General features: G+C 34.6%; 16 protein-coding genes and 2 pseudogenes. 7 read left to right on the forward strand and 11 right to left on the reverse strand.

Annotation, left to right across the window (positions count from 1 at the left end; genetic code table 11):
- Positions 1-32 precede the first annotated feature (32 nt).
- On the reverse strand, positions 33-1370 hold the full coding sequence (locus AAHF52_RS00610) for an alanine/glycine:cation symporter family protein (RefSeq protein ID WP_052264771.1): 1338 nt from the start codon (positions 1368-1370) through the stop codon (positions 33-35).
- Positions 1371-2008: 638 nt separating this feature from the next.
- On the opposite strand from AAHF52_RS00610, the gene AAHF52_RS00615 reads away from it, so the two are divergent.
- Entirely contained in the window at positions 2009-2899 is an 891-nt protein-coding gene (locus AAHF52_RS00615; RefSeq protein ID WP_052264770.1) for a hypothetical protein, read from the forward strand.
- Between the two features lie 144 nt (positions 2900-3043).
- Here AAHF52_RS00615 and AAHF52_RS00620 read toward each other — a convergent pair whose 3' ends face one another.
- From AAHF52_RS00620 to AAHF52_RS00640, 5 genes are all read right to left on the reverse strand, one after another.
- Positions 3044-3316 (reverse strand): protein-disulfide reductase DsbD domain-containing protein, encoded by a 273-nt coding sequence (locus tag AAHF52_RS00620; RefSeq protein WP_307847042.1) that lies wholly within the window; start codon positions 3314-3316, stop codon positions 3044-3046.
- Between the two features lie 131 nt (positions 3317-3447).
- A complete protein-coding gene (locus AAHF52_RS00625) occupies positions 3448-4395 on the reverse strand; it encodes a hypothetical protein (protein WP_214303391.1) in 948 nt (315 codons plus the stop codon).
- Between the two features lie 127 nt (positions 4396-4522).
- Complete coding sequence (locus AAHF52_RS00630) at positions 4523-5026, reverse strand: protein-disulfide reductase DsbD domain-containing protein (protein WP_019236345.1); 504 nt, start codon at positions 5024-5026, stop codon at positions 4523-4525.
- 287 nt (positions 5027-5313) lie between these two features.
- Complete coding sequence (gene groL, locus AAHF52_RS00635; protein WP_342068423.1) at positions 5314-6972, reverse strand: chaperonin GroEL; 1659 nt, start codon at positions 6970-6972, stop codon at positions 5314-5316.
- An 89-nt stretch (positions 6973-7061) separates the two neighbouring features.
- Positions 7062-7352, reverse strand: coding sequence for a co-chaperone GroES (locus AAHF52_RS00640; protein WP_007302813.1), 291 nt, complete (start codon positions 7350-7352; stop codon positions 7062-7064).
- Positions 7353-7464: 112 nt separating this feature from the next.
- On the opposite strand from AAHF52_RS00640, the gene AAHF52_RS00645 reads away from it, so the two are divergent.
- Positions 7465-8262 (forward strand): YgfZ/GcvT domain-containing protein, encoded by a 798-nt coding sequence (locus AAHF52_RS00645; RefSeq protein WP_006012580.1) that lies wholly within the window; start codon positions 7465-7467, stop codon positions 8260-8262.
- Positions 8263-8380: 118 nt separating this feature from the next.
- The gene (locus AAHF52_RS00650) at positions 8381-9157 is read left to right on the forward strand and encodes an ankyrin repeat domain-containing protein (RefSeq protein WP_214303394.1); all 777 of its coding nucleotides are present in this window, start codon (positions 8381-8383) and stop codon (positions 9155-9157) included.
- A gap of 806 nt (positions 9158-9963) precedes the next feature.
- Here the strand turns inward: AAHF52_RS00650 and AAHF52_RS00655 are convergent.
- Together AAHF52_RS00655 and AAHF52_RS00660 are read right to left on the reverse strand one after the other, a co-directional pair.
- Positions 9964-10629: pseudogene (locus tag AAHF52_RS00655) on the reverse strand (IS6 family transposase).
- Between the two features lie 75 nt (positions 10630-10704).
- On the reverse strand, positions 10705-11694 hold the full coding sequence (locus AAHF52_RS00660) for a ribonucleotide-diphosphate reductase subunit beta (protein WP_052264911.1): 990 nt from the start codon (positions 11692-11694) through the stop codon (positions 10705-10707).
- 129 nt (positions 11695-11823) lie between these two features.
- On the opposite strand from AAHF52_RS00660, the gene AAHF52_RS00665 reads away from it, so the two are divergent.
- The gene (locus AAHF52_RS00665; RefSeq protein WP_007302809.1) at positions 11824-12162 is read left to right on the forward strand and encodes an outer membrane protein assembly factor BamE; all 339 of its coding nucleotides are present in this window, start codon (positions 11824-11826) and stop codon (positions 12160-12162) included.
- 30 nt (positions 12163-12192) lie between these two features.
- Here AAHF52_RS00665 and AAHF52_RS00670 read toward each other — a convergent pair.
- Positions 12193-12588: pseudogene (locus AAHF52_RS00670) on the reverse strand (hypothetical protein); the annotation flags it as partial.
- Between the two features lie 777 nt (positions 12589-13365).
- Between AAHF52_RS00670 and ltrA the strand changes: the two are divergent.
- Positions 13366-14913 carry a group II intron reverse transcriptase/maturase gene (gene ltrA, locus AAHF52_RS00675; RefSeq protein ID WP_019236826.1) on the forward strand — a complete coding sequence of 516 codons (1548 nt, stop codon included), beginning with the start codon at positions 13366-13368 and terminating at the stop codon, positions 14911-14913.
- Positions 14910-15041 carry a hypothetical protein gene (locus AAHF52_RS00680; RefSeq protein ID WP_342068504.1) on the forward strand — a complete coding sequence of 44 codons (132 nt, stop codon included), beginning with the start codon at positions 14910-14912 and terminating at the stop codon, positions 15039-15041. The genes ltrA and AAHF52_RS00680 overlap by 4 nt, the downstream gene beginning before the upstream one ends.
- Positions 15042-15188: 147 nt before the next feature.
- Here AAHF52_RS00680 and AAHF52_RS00685 read toward each other — a convergent pair whose 3' ends face one another.
- Positions 15189-15356: a hypothetical protein gene (locus AAHF52_RS00685; RefSeq protein ID WP_246485284.1), complete on the reverse strand. Its 168-nt coding sequence runs from the start codon at positions 15354-15356 to the stop codon at positions 15189-15191.
- Positions 15357-15451: 95 nt separating this feature from the next.
- Here AAHF52_RS00685 and AAHF52_RS00690 point away from each other — a divergent pair, with 95 nt between their 5' ends.
- Positions 15452-17221 (forward strand): WH2 domain-containing protein, encoded by a 1770-nt coding sequence (locus tag AAHF52_RS00690; RefSeq protein WP_264376808.1) that lies wholly within the window; start codon positions 15452-15454, stop codon positions 17219-17221.
- Here the strand turns inward: AAHF52_RS00690 and metG are convergent.
- Positions 17218-18747 carry a methionine--tRNA ligase gene (gene metG / locus AAHF52_RS00695; RefSeq protein WP_052264938.1) on the reverse strand — a complete coding sequence of 510 codons (1530 nt, stop codon included), beginning with the start codon at positions 18745-18747 and terminating at the stop codon, positions 17218-17220. The two genes, AAHF52_RS00690 and metG, sit on opposite strands and share 4 nt — an antisense overlap.
- Between the last annotated feature and the right edge of the window lie 55 nt (positions 18748-18802).

Raw genomic sequence — 18802 nt, forward strand, 5'->3', positions numbered from 1 at the left:
TCCAGACTGGGATGACAACTTAAAATATTGCTTTAGCTCTGTTTTTGCAACTTCAGGTATTTGCTACTCATAGTAAATACTTCTGGATCTTGAGAAGTGAGCTTGAGTATAGCAAGTATGTTTATGAGTAGCAAAGCAGCAATTGAAATATCAGCGATATCCCAGAGTAACTTAACTCCACCGATTGCACCAAATGGAATGATTAAGGTAAAAACTACAGTCCAGATTTTAGTGTATTTATTATCCATAGATACATAGCGTATTGTTTGTTTTGAACAAAAAAACCAAGTAAAGATAGTAGTAAAGGCAAAACAAAACATTATAGCCATAATTAAATAGTCAGTATAGGGCCAATTCATAGCTTTTCTAAAAGCAAAAATGCACATGTTAGTGCTCTCTAAATCAGTAATCCAAGAATCTGTGACAAGCAGTACCATTGCTGTAATGAACACTATGAGTGCAACTATAAAAGGAGATATTATTGTGATTAGACTCTGTTCAATGATAAATTTATTGTTATTTTTTTTAGGAGTAATCGAGGAGTGTACAATTCCTTCGAGGCCAAGTCCTATATCTGTTGCAAAAATACCTCGCAGAGTTCCTACTTGAATAATAGTCAACATTTCTAAAATTAAACCTAAAGATAAGCCAGAGTTAAAGCTACTAGTTGTAAAAAAATTGCTTGTTATTAGTTTTAGAGAAGGAAGAATATTTTCACTAAACTTAAATAATATGATACCGCAAAGTGTGAGGTAACTTACCGTCATTATCGGTATCATAGCCGATATAAAAATTTTAATTTTTTTTAAGCTGAGAGCTGCAACAACAAAAAATATTATGGCCATTACAATGCCGCCAATGACTACAGGTATATCTACCATGCTGAGTGGTATTGATAGAGAATTTACCTGAACAAGGTTACCAACTGTTATTGAAACCATCATCATAATAACTAGAAACACAACTGTAGCTTTTCTAGAATTAAATGCATCAGTCATGTAGGCTACAGGTCCACCTATAAACCGTCCATTTTTTTCTTTTCTGGTTTTTATACTTAGGTAACAAGTAACATATTTTATCACAGAAGTAACAACAATAATTATTGCCATCCATAAAATGGATCCTGGTCCTCCGGTTTTTAGAGCAACAGCAGTGCCTGAAACGTTTCCTACTCCTAAATTTCCTCCTAAGATTGTAAACAGGGCGGCTATAGAAGAAAATTTATTTTCTCCTCTTTTAGCTCCAATAAGTGAAACGGCATACGGTAGTCTAAACACCTGTAACCATTTTAGTTTAACCGATAGGTAAACACCAGCAACTAGTATGAGTAGTATTGTTGGCAGTAAGAAAACAAACTTTACTGTATCCATCTGTAAAAGAGAGATTTTTACTTGAGTATATAGCAAAAGTTGAAAATACCCAACCTATTTTCTATGTATGACTTCGGTTTCATTATTCTAGCACCTCTTAATCTTGTCATACCAATCACAACTGATTGTAATATGGTACAATGTTCATACAATGTCATTCCAGTGCTTAACACTGGAATATTGTGTTTTTACATAAGGTTAGCTGCTTTTATACTTATCAACTTAGTGTCTAATCTGGATGCCAGAGGGCTTTGTTGCATAGCAGGAGAAAAACTAGCGATTACTGACAAAATTCATTATAAAATAGCCATTTAACCGCTTAAGGATAAATATATCATAAAAAATGAGAGTCAGTAACCAAGGTAAATATAACAAATTTTTCCAAGAAATAGGAATATTTTCATTTAGGCAAGGTGTTGATAAGAAGTTTAAGCTACAAGAGCATTAAATATAGTGATGAAGCACGAGAATATCTAAATCACACATATTGAGAAGCAACCTTCAACAAGTGTAGATGAAGCACAAGCACAATCTTTAGCAGGTGAAAAGAAACAACTATAGTTTTCGTTATTGTTTAGTGTTGACCTAGAAGGTCAACACTGATATATACCTCTATATAGCTAATATGTGGAGGTAATATGGTGGTAGATAATCCAAAAGCAGTTAATAATCAGGATTATTTTGATAAAAGTAATCGTTTTTATTTGCGCTTAAAAGATAATTTTTTTAAAAATCTGAGCCCAGATAGTAAAGTATCTATGGATTCTGAAGATAAGAACGAAGAAGTTAGTATTGATGATGATGAAAAGTGGTTTAAACACTTTTCTACTGTACTTTCCAATGAAGAAGGACAGGAAAAGTATAGATATGAGGTTAATGGCAGGTATGAATATAAACATGCCAATAAGTACGATAGCAAAAATGTCGTAGGTGCAATTGCTCAGAAAATTGCAAAAGATGTAAAGGAAAGTATAAAAGATAATACTTTAGAATATATAGGAATTAAAGAAAGTAGAAAGAAAGGTAAGATTAAGCCTGCACTCAGAATTATGCTTGGCGATCCTACAAAATCAATAAATGTGGTTGATGTTTTAAATAGTGATATATGCAGAAAATATGGTGTAGATGGAATTACATTATTGCTGCCTAGTAAAAGCAAATGTGAAACAAGGGGAATACGCTGCAGAGTTGATGAGAATGGAACAAGAATTTATGAAGTAGCTAACGGCTCATATTATATGACTTTAAATTGGTATGCTGAAGGAGAAGAGTGTGAAATGAAAATTATCATTAGTGATAATGGTGCTGTAGAGTTTATTGAAAGCAATGGTGTCACTTGGGAGCAATTAGCTGCAAATAAAGAAGTAAAAGTAGGAAGACAATATGAAGCGAAGCCTTTATATGAAGCATTGTCATATTTAAAGCGAGAAGGATCTGAAGTAATAAAAGGATTTTATCCTTCAACAAGTGTGGAAAGCATACAAATCACTACAGGAGTTAATAAGCAAGCAGCTCTTTCAAAGTTATAATTTTCGTTATTGATTGAAATGAAGCCTTTTGGGGACCAAAAGGCTTCATGATCGAAATTTTTGGAAAGATCTTTATTGGAAAATTCAGGGACAGGAATAACATTTTTAAGCTATCGTATAACTATCACTTGCTCGCTGGGAGCTCTATTTTTCATACCACTCATTTATGAGTTTATTGATATCGGAATCCATAAAATCCTTTAGTGGTTGACTGGTTTTTATCTCGGCATTTTTAGGGATACACCTATCTTTACATATTGCGTACTTTATATGAAAGTTAATATCAGCGTATTCCTGATTTGGAATGATATTAGTTTTAAAGGGAAATAACACCATATCTTCATATATGTTACTAACAAATGTAACTTCCCCAACTTTATCTTCATGTTCCTTGGGAGTAGACCAATGAATATCTATATTGTATGTTTATAGCTGAAAGGAAAGAGAGTAGGTATCAAACCTTATAAAAAAGTTAAAATACCTAAGCTTATTTTTGTATCATGAAAATTGTAGCAATAAACCTTTTCTTGAGCGTACATTCAAGAAAATTATAGCACATAATCACTACTGTAGTTATAGCTAGGGAGCTCTTCGTTATCAGTAGTTATCTCATCACTCTTTTGAATTACGCTCTCACTTTTACTAGGAGAACCTAAACATCTCATATTACCAGTGTCAGGAATTATCAACTTTACTTCTTTGTCGGAAGTCCATAAAACTTTATCTTTTAATTCAATTAATTCAGTGGGTTTCTTAGTGAGGTTCTTATAAATTGCACAGTTGTTTTTAGGATCATCTTTAAGCTTACCGTCAAAAGTTAAGAAGTGCTCTAAGTGAAGATAGGGTATTTTAGTATTGTTGCCATCTTTATCTATTATCATATTACTCTTATCAACAATTATTAAAGGTGATACCAATTTTGCAACTATAGTTTTACCTGCACATTCTTTTAGCTCTTCTACGCTACGATCTAATACTAGATTAGGACACGTTGTATTCCAGAAGAAATTTTTGTTATGAAGTGCATTTTTATTAAAATCTTTACTGTGATAACATGCACTTTTATTGTTATTATCAGCAGAGAGCTCATTGTAAGGATAACCCTTACCGCTAGTATTCGTTTTACCTTTTCCACTACACCATATACCGCTAGGTAAAAAGTTTGTATAATCTATTGCATTTCCACACTTTGCATCTTCCTTACATTCAAATGTTATAGCAAAATTTGCTGCATAGTATTCCTTAACAGGGTTTGGGTTAGTATAATGCATGATGTTTTCATTGTGTATTAATTCAGGAAAAAATTCCTCCAATAGGTCCTTTATAAACCAACCAGGTTGACAAATGTGCTTAGTAAGAGTAGAATAATTTGCACGTTTTACGCAGTTGTGCATATCATCTGAAGCGTGTGCTGTAGTAATAATCACACCTTCTATTCCTTCTTCTTTTTTTTGATTAGCAGTTTCATTTATTATGTGTTTACATTGATGAGTCATGATTGTATATCAAAAAATTAATATTACTATATTAACATAATATAGTAAATAATTAATGACTTTAATTGCACATAAGGCTTTTAAAGCTCTTTCTCAACTATAGTTGTTAAGCTCTTGCTTTTTAACCTTACTTCTTGTACCACTCATTTATGAGTTTATTGATATCAGAATCTATAAAATCCTTTAGTGGTTGACTGGTTTTTATCTCGGCATTTTTAGGGATACACCTATCTTTACATATTGCGTACTTTATATGAAAGTTAATATCAACGTATTCCTGATTTGGAATGATATTAGTTTTAAAGGGAAATAACACCATATCTTCATATATGTTACTAACAAATGTAACTTCCCCAACTTTATCTTCATGTTCCTTGGGAGTAGACCAATGAATATCTATATTTGATATGTTACCCTGACAGTCAAAGGAAGTAGGAAGGCCGAAATCTCCAGGGTCTTTGTAATATATATGCCAACCTGGTTTTATTGTAACCTTTATTGCGCCTTCAATGGTAAGGTTTGCTTTATTTATCTTACCAATGAGCAGATCAAATTTTGCAACTTCTTCTTCAGCGCACAATTGAGTGCAAGAAAAAAGTAAAAGTAGGATTGAGTATATACGTATTTTCATAAATACTCTATTTATGAAGAAAATAATTTAAGTTCTATCTATTATAATAAAAATATTATATAAATCATTTATTAATATAATATTATACTAATAGTAATATACTAGCAATTATAACTTTCATATATTATTTTTTTATTTTTAAGCAGTTATAATATTAAAGAGACGTAACAAATATAAATAGTAGTGGCTTTGCATAGAAAATCACAAATTTATTTCCTTTATAAATGTAAGACTTTTTAGAACTAGAAAGATACCTTGGAGCAAGTTGCTCCAAGGCTCTTGTTTACTTAGAATCCACCCATTCCGCCCATTGCTCCTGCACCCATAGGTGATGAAGCATTTTCTTCTTTGTTTGGTAGATCAACTATCATAGATTCAGTAGTAATAAGTGCGCTTGCTACAGACACTGCCGTTTCAAAAGCAATACGAACTACTTTTGCCGGATCAATTACACCAGCTGTTGATGCATTAGCGTAGTTCATAGCCTCAACGTTGTATATAAGCTCTTTATCATTCTGCTTAATCAAATAGTCAATTATAACAGCAGATTCAAGACCAGCATTTTTAACCAATCTTTTGATTGGAGCACTGAGAACTTTTTTGACAATGTTGATACCTATTTGCTCTTCATCGCTTGAAGCTTTTAGCTTATCAAGAGCAGATGCAGCGTAAAGAAGTGCAACTCCTCCACCTGGAACTATCCCTTCTTCAATTGCAGCTCTTGTTGCATGAAGTGCATCTTCTACTCTATCTCTACGTTCTTTTACCTCTACTTCAGTTGCTCCACCAACTTTGAGTACAGCAACGCCGCCTGATAATTTTGCTAAACGCTCTCTTAGCTTTTCTTTGTCATAATCAGAGGTTGAAGTTTCAATCTGAGATTTAATCTGGTTAATTCTAGCATTTACTCTGTTTTGTTTGTCACAGTCGCTGTCTTCACTAACAATTGTGGTATTGTCTTTAGTGATTTTAACATTTTTAGCAGTACCAAGATCTTCAAGAGTCAAATCTTCCATCTTGATTCCAAGCTCATCTTTTATGACATACTTAGCACCTGTTAAAGCTGCTATATCTTCGAGCATCTCCTTTCTCCTATCACCAAAACCTGGAGCTTTTACTGCAGCAACTTTTAGACCACGTAATTTGTTGATCACTAAAGTGCTTAATGCTTCACCTTCAACATCTTCTGCAATGATAAACAAAGGTTTACCAGACTTAAAAATAGCCTCAAGAATAGGAAGTAAAGGTTGAATAATATTAAGTTTTTTTTCTGTAATCAGCAAATATGGATCATCAAGCTCCACGCTCATCTTTTCATTATTTGTAACAAAGTATGGAGAGAGATAACCACGGTCAAACTGCATACCAGTTGTAAGTTCAACTTCTAATTCTTTTGAACCCTTACTCTCTTCAACAGTGATGACGCCTTCTTTTCCAACCTTTTTAACAGCATCAGCAATGCTATTACCAATATCTTTATCACCATTTGCAGAAATTATTGCAACTTGTGCAACTTCATCCATTTTCTCTAAAGAAATTGTGCGAGACATTGATGCAATTTCCTTTAATATCACATCTTTTGCCTTCTGTATTCCATTTTTGATACAAATACGATCATTTCCAGCTGCAATTGACTTTGAAGCTTCCATTATCATATTGCTAGTCAGTATTGAGCATGTTGTGGTACCATCACCAACTTTGTCATTACACTGAGAAGCACTTTGAGCAATGGTGCTTACTATCGCAGAGTGTAATGGTTTTTCAGGCTTTATACCTTTCATTACCTTATAGCCATCCTTTGTGACCTCTGGTCCACCATATGGCTTGCTAATTCCTATTGTATTTCCCCTAGGCCCTGCAGTTGCTCCCACCGTTGAGTCAACCATTGCTGCAACTTCACGAAAGGCTTCTTGCAACTGTTCGCCTGATACTACTATGTTAGCCATTTTTATCACTCCTTAAATTAATAAAAAATTTAGAATATTAAAATACATAATGCACTATATAGCGCATTAGTTTAGTAAAATAGGGATACCTACTTGATAACAGCAAGTAGGTCTGACTCCTTCATCACGACATACTTTTCATTGTCATGCTCTACTTCTGTGCCAGCCCACTGCCTGTAGAAAACCTTATCACCAGTTTTTACAGTTAAAGCTATACGCTCTCCGCTTGAGTTGCGTGAACCACTACCAATTGCTATAACTTCACCTTTAGTAGGCTTCTTTTCAGCACTTGATGGTAGTACAATTCCACCTTGTTTTTCTTCAGTAATAGGCTTTATTAGCACGTTATCATCTAATACATTCAAATTTACACTTGACATTTATGTTTCCTCATTAATAGATTAACCTACAATTCTATGTAGTCATCTAAAGGTTACATTTCAAGGGTTGGAGTTAGTAAAAGTGTATAATTAAGATTTGAACAGAAGTTTTATGGGTTACATACCGCTAGCAAACCGTAGTCTAATATCTTTATACGGACCAGATACGAGAGATTTTCTTCAGGGTGTTATAACAAATGATATTAATAAACTAAGTAGCCAGCAGGCAATTTACTCTTTATTACTCAACCCTCAGGGAAAATATCTGTACGATTTTTTCCTCATTGAGCATGATAAATATATTTATTTGGAGTGTGAAAATGCCCATCTACAGCAAATAATTGAAAAATTAGACTTGCTCAAAACTTACCTTAGAGTGAGGATTAAAGACATTAGTTCACTATATAAGGTTGGAGTTTTGTTTGATGCTAAGTTGGCGAAGTGTAGTAGTAAGTCACAAGTTATTTTTCAAGATCCAAGGCACAAGCTGCTAGGAATGAGGATCATACATGAAGATGAAATAAAAGAACCGGTTGGAGATTTTATTCAGTATGAAAAAGTTAGAATTAAAAACCTTGTCCCAGATGGAGCAAAAGATATGGTGCAAAATTCATCATTTCCGCTGCAATATTTAATCGATAAGATAAATGGTATAAGCTTTAATAAAGGGTGCTATATAGGTCAGGAAGTTGTAAATCGAATGAGCAGACAAGAAAAATTCAGAAGGAAACTTTACCTTGTTGAGGGAAAAAATGCACTTCCAAATATTGGCACTAAAGTAATCAGTGAACATAATGAAGAAGTAGGAGAACTACGCTCTAGTGTCGACAATATTGGACTTGCATTGCTTAATACTGGAAAAAGCCACGCAAATTTATATGTCGGTGGAGTTAGCATTAAGACGTTATAAAATATCTATTCGGGTAAAAGCACCTTTTTCTTGTTTGAATGTTTGTGATACTAGTTAAATTCTTGACTTTCTTGCTTAAATGTATAATAATTAAAGTATTAGTGTTTTTATAAATATTATGGCTATTGAAGAGCTTTTATTCTGGTTTAGGAAAAGTGTGTTGAATGATCATAATCTGGATCTTAAAGACTTGTTGCAAAAAAGATGTGAACATGCATATCAAGAGTGGAAGGAGAAGGAATTTGATATAAATCATCTATTTAGCTTAGAGGAAAGAGAGTATAGATATCAAAGTACATTATTGCATTTAGTAGTTGGAGATTTTTGTCTCTTAGAGGAAAAGAAGAAGTTAATACAATATCTATTAGACGAAGGTGCTAATGTTAATGCACGAGATTCTTGTGGAAACACTCCTTTGCACAATAGTCATGAAAAAGAGGTAACACAAATTTTACTAGATGCAGGTGCTAATGTTAATGCACGAAATCTTTGTAACAACACTCCTTTGCACGAGAGTCTTTACAAAGAGGTAACACAAATTTTACTAGATGCAGGTGCTAATCCTTTTATAAAGAATGATTATGGAATGACTGCAAGAGATTTTGCCTATGATAAAGAAAGAGAGCAGCTTTTAAAAAAGGCAGAGGATAAATACAAGTATAAGGCAATGAAAGTTGGTAGTGTTTGTGGTGTTGTAGCTGCATTAGCAGTTGGTGGTGGACTTTTTGCTGCTGGTGTTGCATTACCAATACTGGTTTTAGTTGGTATAGTTGTAGCTGCTGCTGTACTCACTGGACTTATTGCTGGTGGTATTACATATGCAGTATCTACTAAGATAGAAAATCCTGACACATCAAGGTCGGCAACAGAACAAGGTTTGCCTCAGCCAAATTAAGTAAAAGGAAGAAAAGACTTCTTCCTTTTCTCCAAGTTTTTTACTTCGTTAGGTACCCTTAATCCTATTCAGGGTACCTAGATCTGATAATAGGTGTAACCATTGCTCGAACAGAAACAATGTTTTTAGCGTCGTTTTTTAAAGAATGACACTATTTCCATTTGATTAGAAGCCCCTTTTTCTTGTTTTAGTTATTCACAGAATTGTTAATAACTAAGTTGATAACCCAGAGAAATACATATTTTACACATTATGAGTACTTTGGAAATCTATAATAAATATGATCTCCAAATACTAATATATATATAATTGAGAACAAAAAAACTGTGGATAACTCTGAAAAGTTAGATCAATTTAGATATTTTTGAAAGAAAAGAAACAAACAATGAAGCAACCAAGCTGATATAGTTATGTAAGAACTAATATAATTAGTTGCTATTTTAACACTTTTTTGATAAGAGACAATAAGAGGGTAAGGAATGGTATTTAAATTAAAATTTTAGTTCTTTAAATACTCTTAAAGTAATGCTTTAGATATTTTAAGATAAAACTTTTAAAGTAGTACCTGAGTATTTTTCGATACTAATCTGGAGGTTCAACAGATACTTTTTTATGCTGTTTGAGAAGAGCAAAAATTGCATTTTCTCTTGCTGAAAGCTTATGTTTCTTATATTTTCCATAATATACATTATGTAATTTTTAATACTAACAAAAACATTTCCCAAATTTTTACACAGCAACCTATCTGGTTCTGTTGCATCTATAAACCATAGAAAAGAAGATCATTAAAGCTGGGATTATAGGAGTTATAGAGCCATTAACATAGCAAAATTCTCAAAAGTAGAAACATTGTCATTAGCTCCGATAATTTGTTTTTTCTGAATCATGCGAATATTTTCTATACCTGTAATAGTAATCTTTGCGGAATGAAAATTTTTAAAACTAAGCATAGGCTTTATTCGCTTCTTGATAAACCTCTCAACAATATTATTTAGATATTTTATTTGAAGAACTGTGATTCTATAATCTTCAGAAATTTCTGCATTCAAATCATCAAGAGCAGCAGTATTACTGCCGCTTTTATCAATGACAATTTTCTCAGGAAGATAGTTACTCCTGAAGGCTTTACGAAAGAATGCAAGTGCTGCAGACTTGTCTCTACTAACACACAAGAGGAAGTCTACAGTATTACCAATAGTGCTCTATATAAATAAACCCATTTACCGTTTAATTTAATGTAGGTCTCTCCAACTACTACCAACCTGCTTCTTTCTTTTCCTTACTGCCTAATCTATCAGTGGTGATAACCCACTTTGTAACGTAGCATGGTCAATTTTTGCTCCCCTTATACTCATAATTTCTTCCAAATCTCGATAGCTCAAAGAGAATCGACATTTCATGTATACAGATAACATCGCTGAAAAGCTAAATCCTTTGAAGGATGGCAATAATTTTTGATTGATACGAAACATCTTTGCTTTATTTTTAGACAATTATATCATTCTTTTTTCTACTTCCCTACAAATGCGACAGAACCGAAGTTACTGCTATTCACTTTTTGTATCGTTTTTAGCAAAAGCTTCCTCCCAAGTGCCTTGAGTTGCTGCACGGCTATACTCTGTTACTCTATTTTCAAAGAAATTTGTATGTTCCACGCCATTTAGTATTTCATCAAGCCACGGAATAGGGTTATCTTTAACATTATATATAGATTTAAGACCTAATTGCGTTAACCTTCTGTTTGCTATGTAACGTATATAATTGCGCACTTCCTCTGCAGATAGCCCTTCAACATCTCCTAAATCAAAAGCAAGACTTATAAATTCATCTTCAAGTTCAACAATAGTGTGACATGCAGAATATAATTCTTCTTTGAACTCGTCATTCCAAATTTCATTATTCTCTTTAATAAACGTATTGAACAAATTGATAATTGAATTGGTGTGCAAGGTTTCGTCACGTGCTGACCAAGCAATTATTTGCCCCATACCTTTCATTTTTCCAAACCGTTGAAAATTGAGCAAAATTGCAAATGATGCAAATAACTGCAATCCTTCAGTGAAGGCACCAAATACTGCTAAAGTTTTAGCAACATGTTTTTTATCTTGCTTTTTACTTTCCTCAAATTCTAACATATATTCATACTTCTTTCTCATAGCATCATATTTTAAGAATGCTTGATATTCATTTTCTGGCATGCCAATCGTATCTAGAAGGTATGAATAGGCTGCAATGTGTATAGTCTCCATATTGGAAAAGCTTGCAAGCATCATACATATTTCTGTTGGCTTAAATATATTTGAATAATGCCTCATATAGCAGTTATTTACTTCAATATCTGCTTGAGTAAAAAACCTAAAAATCTGGGTCAATAAATTTTTCTCTACATTCGAAAGTTTAGTTTTCCAATCTTTCACATCATCAGCAAGCGGAACTTCTTCAGGTATCCAGTGTATCCTTTGTTGCTGCAACCATGCATCATATGCCCAAGGATAATTAAAAGGCTTGTATATTGGATCTGCTTCTAGCAATGACATAAGGTACCTAATTATTTTGAAGTAAATATTATATTAAATGATATTGAGAATCAGTCAATTTAACTTTTTTGAAATTTGACGACAGATAGTTTATCAGTGTATTATGATTTCAAATAATTAATTGACGAAATGCGAGTATTAATATCTTTTATTTTATTATTTACAGTGAGCTGCACTCACACTATTCACAATCACGGAGTTCCTGGCATTAATATTGAACTGTGGAGCAAAATACAAGTAGGTGATGATAGAGAAAAAGTGGTTCATACTTTAGGATCGCCAACACTAGTATCAAAGTTCGACGAAAATGTTTGGTACTATGTCTCATATAAAATTAAACAAGCTAACTTCTTGGGAAAAAGGAAGTACAGTAGTAAGTCTCTGCAAATTTCGTTTAATCAGAATGACGAAGTTACAGATATAAGAGAAATCAACGTTGCAGAAAGGTCTTTAGCTGTTGTTGATTGAAAATTTGCTGATCTATTTTTCATTACAAGTATCAGCACTTTGAGCTATTTCATTGTTAGAGTGGGGATAATCATCCGGATGATGCCCCTCATCACCGTAGTCCATACCCATTCCTTCTGATGGCATATCTTCTCCACCTCCACCTGAAAAATATTCAGCAAGACTTTCAAGAAATTTTATGCCAAACATATTACCTGATTTCCCAAATAACGTTACTAGACTGCTACCACTGACCAAACCTTCAAACACATTATTATAAGCAGCAATTGCTCCTTCATGAAAGTTGAACATCCACTTCATTCCATCCACAATTGTTGCAACAGAGTCACTATGACCAAGACCGAAACCACTTTTCTCACTAGCGGCTTCCTGGTGTTGCTGCTGTGCCTGCCATTCTGCAATATTTGGACCTTGTGCTTCACTCATAAACTTTTATTCTAAGCCTTAAGCTATTATTTTACCAAAAACACTGTAAAATATCAATTGTTTAAGAGAGGTTATCATAAAAATATCTAACACTAAGCTATTTTTATGATTCTGATTACTCTATACCAAAACATCGATGATGTGGTGCGACCTGAAAGTCTTCGGTCATATTGTTTAAAAGGAGAGGAATTCATTCAGAAAGAAACTGAAAGGATTCTAAAACTTATTAAACCAGATGTTTTGCCGTCTGAGTCTACGCATCAGTGCGAATCGGGCAACCGGTTGGTGCCAAGCGATGCGGACAATGAACCTCCTCTTGAAAAAGAAGATGCTCAATCGTGAGAGGGGCATAAACTGCAAGCATCATGTGGTTGGAGGGCTAGGCTAGTGGTATGGTGAACGTAAGTGAAGCTTTATAAGTACCGATACGATGAAAGAGCTAAAGATGCTGATAAGCTCTGACCAAAAGGTAATGTGGATAAGTTACATTTTTCATTTCTAGATGTACGCAAATAATAACTCCACCGGTATAGAGAAGCCACCTAACCCACTGTTGTATGACTGGAGAAACAGGGTAAGCCTGTATTTTCGCCTACATGGCAAGCAAACCGCAAGGAATGCTGATGGAAGTGCAGGTAAAGGAGAATGGAGAAAGCGAATGCCATTTTGTAACGAAATGGATAGAATTTGTAACATTAATTCGCGTGAAAACGAGCAGACTTCCATTTGGTCCCTCGTGACAAGAAACTTTGTTAACCACTTAAGGTAGGAAAGCAGATGATTACAAGTAAACCTGTAAGTGCATCTACCGAAAGCTTTGAAGCATGGAAGCAATTGCCATGGAAGAAATGCCAGAAAGTTATTGTGAGGCTACAAAGACGTATTGTTAAGGCTGTCCAAGAAGGAAGATGGGGTAAGGTAAAAGCTTTACAACATCTTCTCACACGCTCTTTTAGCGGAAAAGCTTTGGCTGTTAAGAGAGTAACTGAAAACCAAGGAAAAACCACAGCAGGTGTAGATCGTCAACTATGGTCAACTTGCAATGCTAAATTTCAAGGAATAAAGCTGTTAAAACAAAGAGGATATAAACCTTCTCCGCTCAAACGAATTTATATCAGTAAATCTAATGGCAAAAGAAGGCCTCTCGGTATACCCACGATAAAAGATAGAGCGATGCAAGCATTATATCTGTTTGCTCTGGAACCGATAGCTGAAACGATCAGTGATCGTCACTCCTATGGCTTTAGACCTAAAAGATCCTGCGCGGATGCTATTGCTGCTTGTCACTTATTACTGGCAAGACGCAATCGACCACAATGGATACTAGAAGGTGATATCAAAGGGTGCTTTGACAACATTAACCATGAATGGCTTATGAAGCATATTCCTATGGAAAAGAAAATTCTTCATAGATGGTTAAAAGCTGGTTTCCTAGAATCGAAAACTCTGTATCCCACAACTGCTGGCACTCCGCAAGGAAGTATAATTTCTCCAATACTAGCTAACTTTACCTTAGATGGTCTTGAACAGTTATTAGAAAGTCGCTTTGGTAAATTAGGTAGCAAAAGAAGAGGAAAAATCAGAAGTGGAGTGAATGTAATCAGGTACGCAGACGACTTTATTATTTCAGGTTTCACACATGAAGTACTGGAAAAGGAAGTTAAGCCTTTAGTATCATCTTTTCTTCATGAGCGAGGTTTAATTCTGTCAGAAGAGAAGACAAAGATTACATCTATTACAACAGGGTTTGACTTTCTTGGTTGTAATGTACGTAGATATAATAAGAAGTTAATTATTAAACCTTCGAAAGAAAGTATTAAAAGACTTCTTAATAAAGCACGTACATTGATAAAAGCAAATATAGCGAACACTCAGGCTATAGTAATTAAGTCACTCAACTCTCTACTGAGAGGATGGGGAAATTACTATCACCATGTGTGTGCTAAAAAAGCGTTTAGAAAGATCGACAATGAAATTTGGCATAGTTTATGGAAATGGGCAAAGAAAAGACATCCTCGTAAAGGATTACGTTGGATAAAGAATCGTTACTTCAAAGTAATGGGTCAACGCCAATGGGTTTTTGCTGCACCCATATGCAAGAACAAACCAAAAGAGATACGATATTTAAGACTGCTTAAGCTGATTGATATACCTATCAGACGACATGTTAAAATCAGAGCGGATGCAAATCCCCTTGACTTAAAATGGAAAAAGTATTTTGATGAGAGAGTGAAACGAACAAGAATGTTAGCAAGCTCCTTTTCAAGAGAAGGTTCTCTACTGTTGGTGTCACCATTAAGAATGATGTTTCCTGAGGAATCATGAAGGACAAGCCGGTTCTAGAAAAGAAGAACTTAGATAAGGGGCTCAAGCGTAGTGTGAGGAAACCTGCATGCTGCGTTTCTAAGGGAGGGGGTAGTAGTAATACTGCTTCCTTACCTGACCTGTGGTAAAAAAGTGATGACTTGAGGTTTAAGATAGCTTCTATTTCTTCTTAGAAGACTGCTCCTCTCTCTTTCCTTTTTATTTTATTATCTTAATGTTAACTTACTCAAAAATTATTAACAAGTACTAATAATTTAATTGTTAATAACATTATATTAATAATAAGGAAGAGAAATTCCTACTACTGATTCATCTAATAATAAAATACCTGCATCAGTTCCACCACCACCTCCTTTACCACTCGAAGGTTTAAAGAATTGGACACCTCCACAGGATAATAAAAAACCTTCTAATTTGGCTACATCAGGAATTAGCAGTCGCACTGAACCAAAAAAAGGTCAATCTAAGAGTCCTGTTCAACAATCATCTCTTAATTTTGCAGAAAATCCACTATTTAAGAAAATACAAGAAAAAAATAATGTGGATAGCAAAAATGCAGATGAAGGAAGCAAGAATAGTACTCATGTTAAGAATCCAGAAACCAGAAATAGCGCTCAGTCATAAAGAAGAAGATAATGCGAGTGACAAAACTAAAAATGATAGAAGCAATACTAAACAGGGTGTGCCGAAAAAACCTATGACTGAACAACATAATGGTGTACACTCTGATAGTGAAAATCAAAAGTCATCTGTAGCAGAACAAAAAAAGGCAACTCGCTTAAAATATTCAATTGCTATTTTGTTATTGTGTACATCCGGTCCTGTAGCTGGAGTATGCACGTATTTTATCATTTCAGCGGTATTAAGTAGTGCTGCAGTGCCAGTTTCTTCTGCAGTTATTGCTTTTGTTTCTGCATCGGTTATGTTGAGCTTAGCTGCATATCTTATCTATTCATACCTTTCTGCAATAAACAGCGAGAAAGGAGTTGATCCTGGTAGAAAACAATCACAAGATTTACAGAAAGCAAAAGGACTTGAACACAGCAATACTCATACATCATCACTTTCAGTAACGCTTGGAACATCCAGTGCACCAACATCACCTACTCTAAAGAATAATGCTAATAATAAATCCATACCCTCAGGAGGTGGCAAGCAACAAGGAAGTGGAGATTTGATGGCTGATTTGCACAAAACGCTCAAAAAACGAAGAAAAGCAACTGATGGAGAGGACGACGTACAACAGCAAAACAACGAAGTATGTCAAAATCAATCACAAGATTTACAGAAAGCAAAAGAACTTGAACATAGCAATACTCCTACACCATCATTTCCAGTAATGTCTGGAACACCCAGTGCACCGCCACCACCACCTCCTCCATTGCCACAAAATGCTGCACCACTACCATCTCAGCCTCCTCCTCCTACAGCTTCCAAGTGTACGGAGAAACCTAAGAATTGTGCACCAAAAAATGCTAATGAATCTGAGCATGATCGTTCTGATCTGCTTGAACAGATAAGAAAAGGTGTTATTTTGAAGCCAGTTCCAAAGGATGGTTTAAAAATACCTCAAAAACAAGAGGAGGAAAGTGTTGCTGAAAAGCAAGAGAGCGACGTACAATCGCGAAACAAAGAAGTACATCAAATAAGGAAAGTTGAAAATCAAAAAACTGACAAAGAGCAAAACAATAGTGAGAGTATTCAACAAGGAAATTATATGAATGAGGGTTTGAAAAGCAAAGTTCTAAAGCAAAGAAATAAAAGTGGTTTTCAAGATGAAGAGCTAGATTCCTTAGACAAACAAGATGATTCTCTTTGTAGTTTGGAAGAATCACTTATAGAACCAAATAACACGTCCAATAAAGAGCTAAAGAAACCCGTACAACCGCTAAACTTACCAATAGTATTAAAGAATATAATGTCCAGTGAAAATCCATTACTAAATAGCCCTAGTAATAATTTATTGAGCAATAGTAGTAATGTATCTGATGATGAAGAGTGGGATACATCCCAAGATTCTATGTCTTTTCAGTGTGATAATATAAAACAAGAGAAAATGAAGAATAGGGATAATTATCCATATTCAGCTTCTTCTTCAACAAAACCAGGTGAGGTAGAAGATTCATCAAATCCTCCTGTAGCCGAGATCATAAAGCAGCTTGATCAAAACAAAAATAAAGTCATTTCTTCCAAAGTAGACAACGGTATAAACACATCAAAACAGCAAGGTACCTTTGTTGATTCTGTTGAACTAAGCAAATTAACTACACAACGACCAATTCAGCCTGGTTTACTAAGGGTTCTTTAAATATCAAACCTCAAAAAAATCGGCGTAGGCTTAGGTAATGTAACACCTAAGCTTACACATGCGTTGCACAGAGATTTTAAATCACGTTGTTCTTTTGGAGTCTGTAATTGGTCAAGTATTATTTCTGCTGACTTTGGAACAATTGGCTGCAATAAAATACCAATTATTCTGATATATTCGAGTAATTTATAAATCACTAAATTCATGCGCTCTCTATCGGTTTTACTGAGTGTCCAGGGTGCACTTTTATCTATGTAAGCATTGGCCTTGGAAGAGATATTGATAATCAGGAGTATAATCTGGTTAAATTCATACTTTGATAGATGATCCATTACTTGATCAATTATGGCTTTGCAATTTTGTAAACTCTCATCATCTTTAAGCAAATTGCGATCGACCACTGGTACAACTCCAAAGCATTGCTTGTGCAGAAATGAAATTGTTCTTTGCACTAAATTGCCTATATTGTTTGCCAGCTCTGAGTTTATGCGGCTGATCATGTTCTTCTTACTGAAATTACCATCTTGACCGAAACTTGCTTCCCGAAGGAGAAAATAGCGTAGTTGATCAACACCAAACTCTTCTGCAAGATTAATTGGATCTATAACGTTACCAAGGGATTTGGATATTTTTTCCCCCTCGTTTAGCCACCAACCATGAACTGCAATTTGCTTTGGCAGTGGTAAATCTGCTGCAAGAAGAATAGCTGGCCAGTATACAGCGTGAAAACGCAATATGTCTTTACCGATCACATGAATGTTGAAGGAGTTTGTCCAAAACTTCTTATATTCCTCATCTTCTATATTAGGAAAGCCTATTGACGTGAGATAGTTAGTGAGCGCATCTATCCAAACATAAATTACGTGCTTGTCATTCCCTGGTACTTTTATTCCCCAATTAAAACTAGTACGAGAAATCGAAAGGTTAGTAAGTCCTGATTTTACAAACGATACCACCTCGTTTTTTCTGCTCTCAGGAAAGATGAAATTCGGATGATTTTCGTATAACTCTAGTAATTTATTTTGCCAACTTGACAAACGAAAAAAGTAGCTCTCTTCTTTTATCCACTGAACTTCAGCGCCTGTTGGTGCTCTGCCATCTATCAACTCTGATTCCTGATAAAACGCTTCGTCACGAACTGAATACCAACCTGAGTAAGAATCCAGATATATTTGCCCTCTCTCTTCAAGCCTATTCCATAGAGCTATAACTGCTTGTTCATGACGTTCTTCTGTGGTGCGGATAAAATCATCAGAATTAAAGTTCATTAGCTCAGCTAATTTTCTGAACGTAACACTTATTTCATCTGTAAATTCTTTTGGCTCTATTCCCTTTGTTTTAGCTGCTTTTTCAATTTTTTGTCCATGTTCATCTGTACCAGTAGTAAATTTGACGTTCTTTCCAGCTAATTTCATAAATCTAGCTGTAACATCACAGATAAGGGAAGTATATGCGTGGCCGATATGTGGCTTGTCGTTTACGTAATATATTGGCGTAGTGATGTAAAAGCTCTCAAATTGCTCCATTTTGTACTAGTTTAAAGCTTTATCGTATCTGCACTAGTAATAAAAATCAATACAT

The sequence above is a fragment of the Wolbachia endosymbiont (group B) of Melanargia galathea genome (assembly GCF_964030625.1).
Classification (GTDB): Bacteria; Pseudomonadota; Alphaproteobacteria; order Rickettsiales; family Anaplasmataceae; genus Wolbachia.

Bases quoted from the DNA above. Each gene is read 5' to 3' on its own strand.
- metG (WP_052264938.1), bottom strand. From the start codon at position 18,747: ATGGAGCAATTTGAGAGCTTTTACATCACTACGCCAATATATTACGTA.
- AAHF52_RS00645 (WP_006012580.1), top strand. From the start codon at position 7,465: ATGGGTTACATACCGCTAGCAAACCGTAGTCTAATATCTTTATACGGA.
- AAHF52_RS00625 (WP_214303391.1), bottom strand. From the start codon at position 4,395: ATGACTCATCAATGTAAACACATAATAAATGAAACTGCTAATCAAAAA.
- AAHF52_RS00640 (WP_007302813.1), bottom strand. From the start codon at position 7,352: ATGTCAAGTGTAAATTTGAATGTATTAGATGATAACGTGCTAATAAAG.
- AAHF52_RS00615 (WP_052264770.1), top strand. From the start codon at position 2,009: ATGGTGGTAGATAATCCAAAAGCAGTTAATAATCAGGATTATTTTGAT.
- AAHF52_RS00630 (WP_019236345.1), bottom strand. From the start codon at position 5,026: ATGAAAATACGTATATACTCAATCCTACTTTTACTTTTTTCTTGCACT.
- AAHF52_RS00665 (WP_007302809.1), top strand. From the start codon at position 11,824: ATGCGAGTATTAATATCTTTTATTTTATTATTTACAGTGAGCTGCACT.
- AAHF52_RS00690 (WP_264376808.1), top strand. From the start codon at position 15,452: ATGTGGATAGCAAAAATGCAGATGAAGGAAGCAAGAATAGTACTCATG.
- AAHF52_RS00650 (WP_214303394.1), top strand. From the start codon at position 8,381: ATGGCTATTGAAGAGCTTTTATTCTGGTTTAGGAAAAGTGTGTTGAAT.
- AAHF52_RS00680 (WP_342068504.1), top strand. From the start codon at position 14,910: ATGAAGGACAAGCCGGTTCTAGAAAAGAAGAACTTAGATAAGGGGCTC.
- groL (WP_342068423.1), bottom strand. From the start codon at position 6,972: ATGGCTAACATAGTAGTATCAGGCGAACAGTTGCAAGAAGCCTTTCGT.
- ltrA (WP_019236826.1), top strand. From the start codon at position 13,366: ATGATTACAAGTAAACCTGTAAGTGCATCTACCGAAAGCTTTGAAGCA.
- AAHF52_RS00610 (WP_052264771.1), bottom strand. From the start codon at position 1,370: ATGGATACAGTAAAGTTTGTTTTCTTACTGCCAACAATACTACTCATA.
- AAHF52_RS00660 (WP_052264911.1), bottom strand. From the start codon at position 11,694: ATGTCATTGCTAGAAGCAGATCCAATATACAAGCCTTTTAATTATCCT.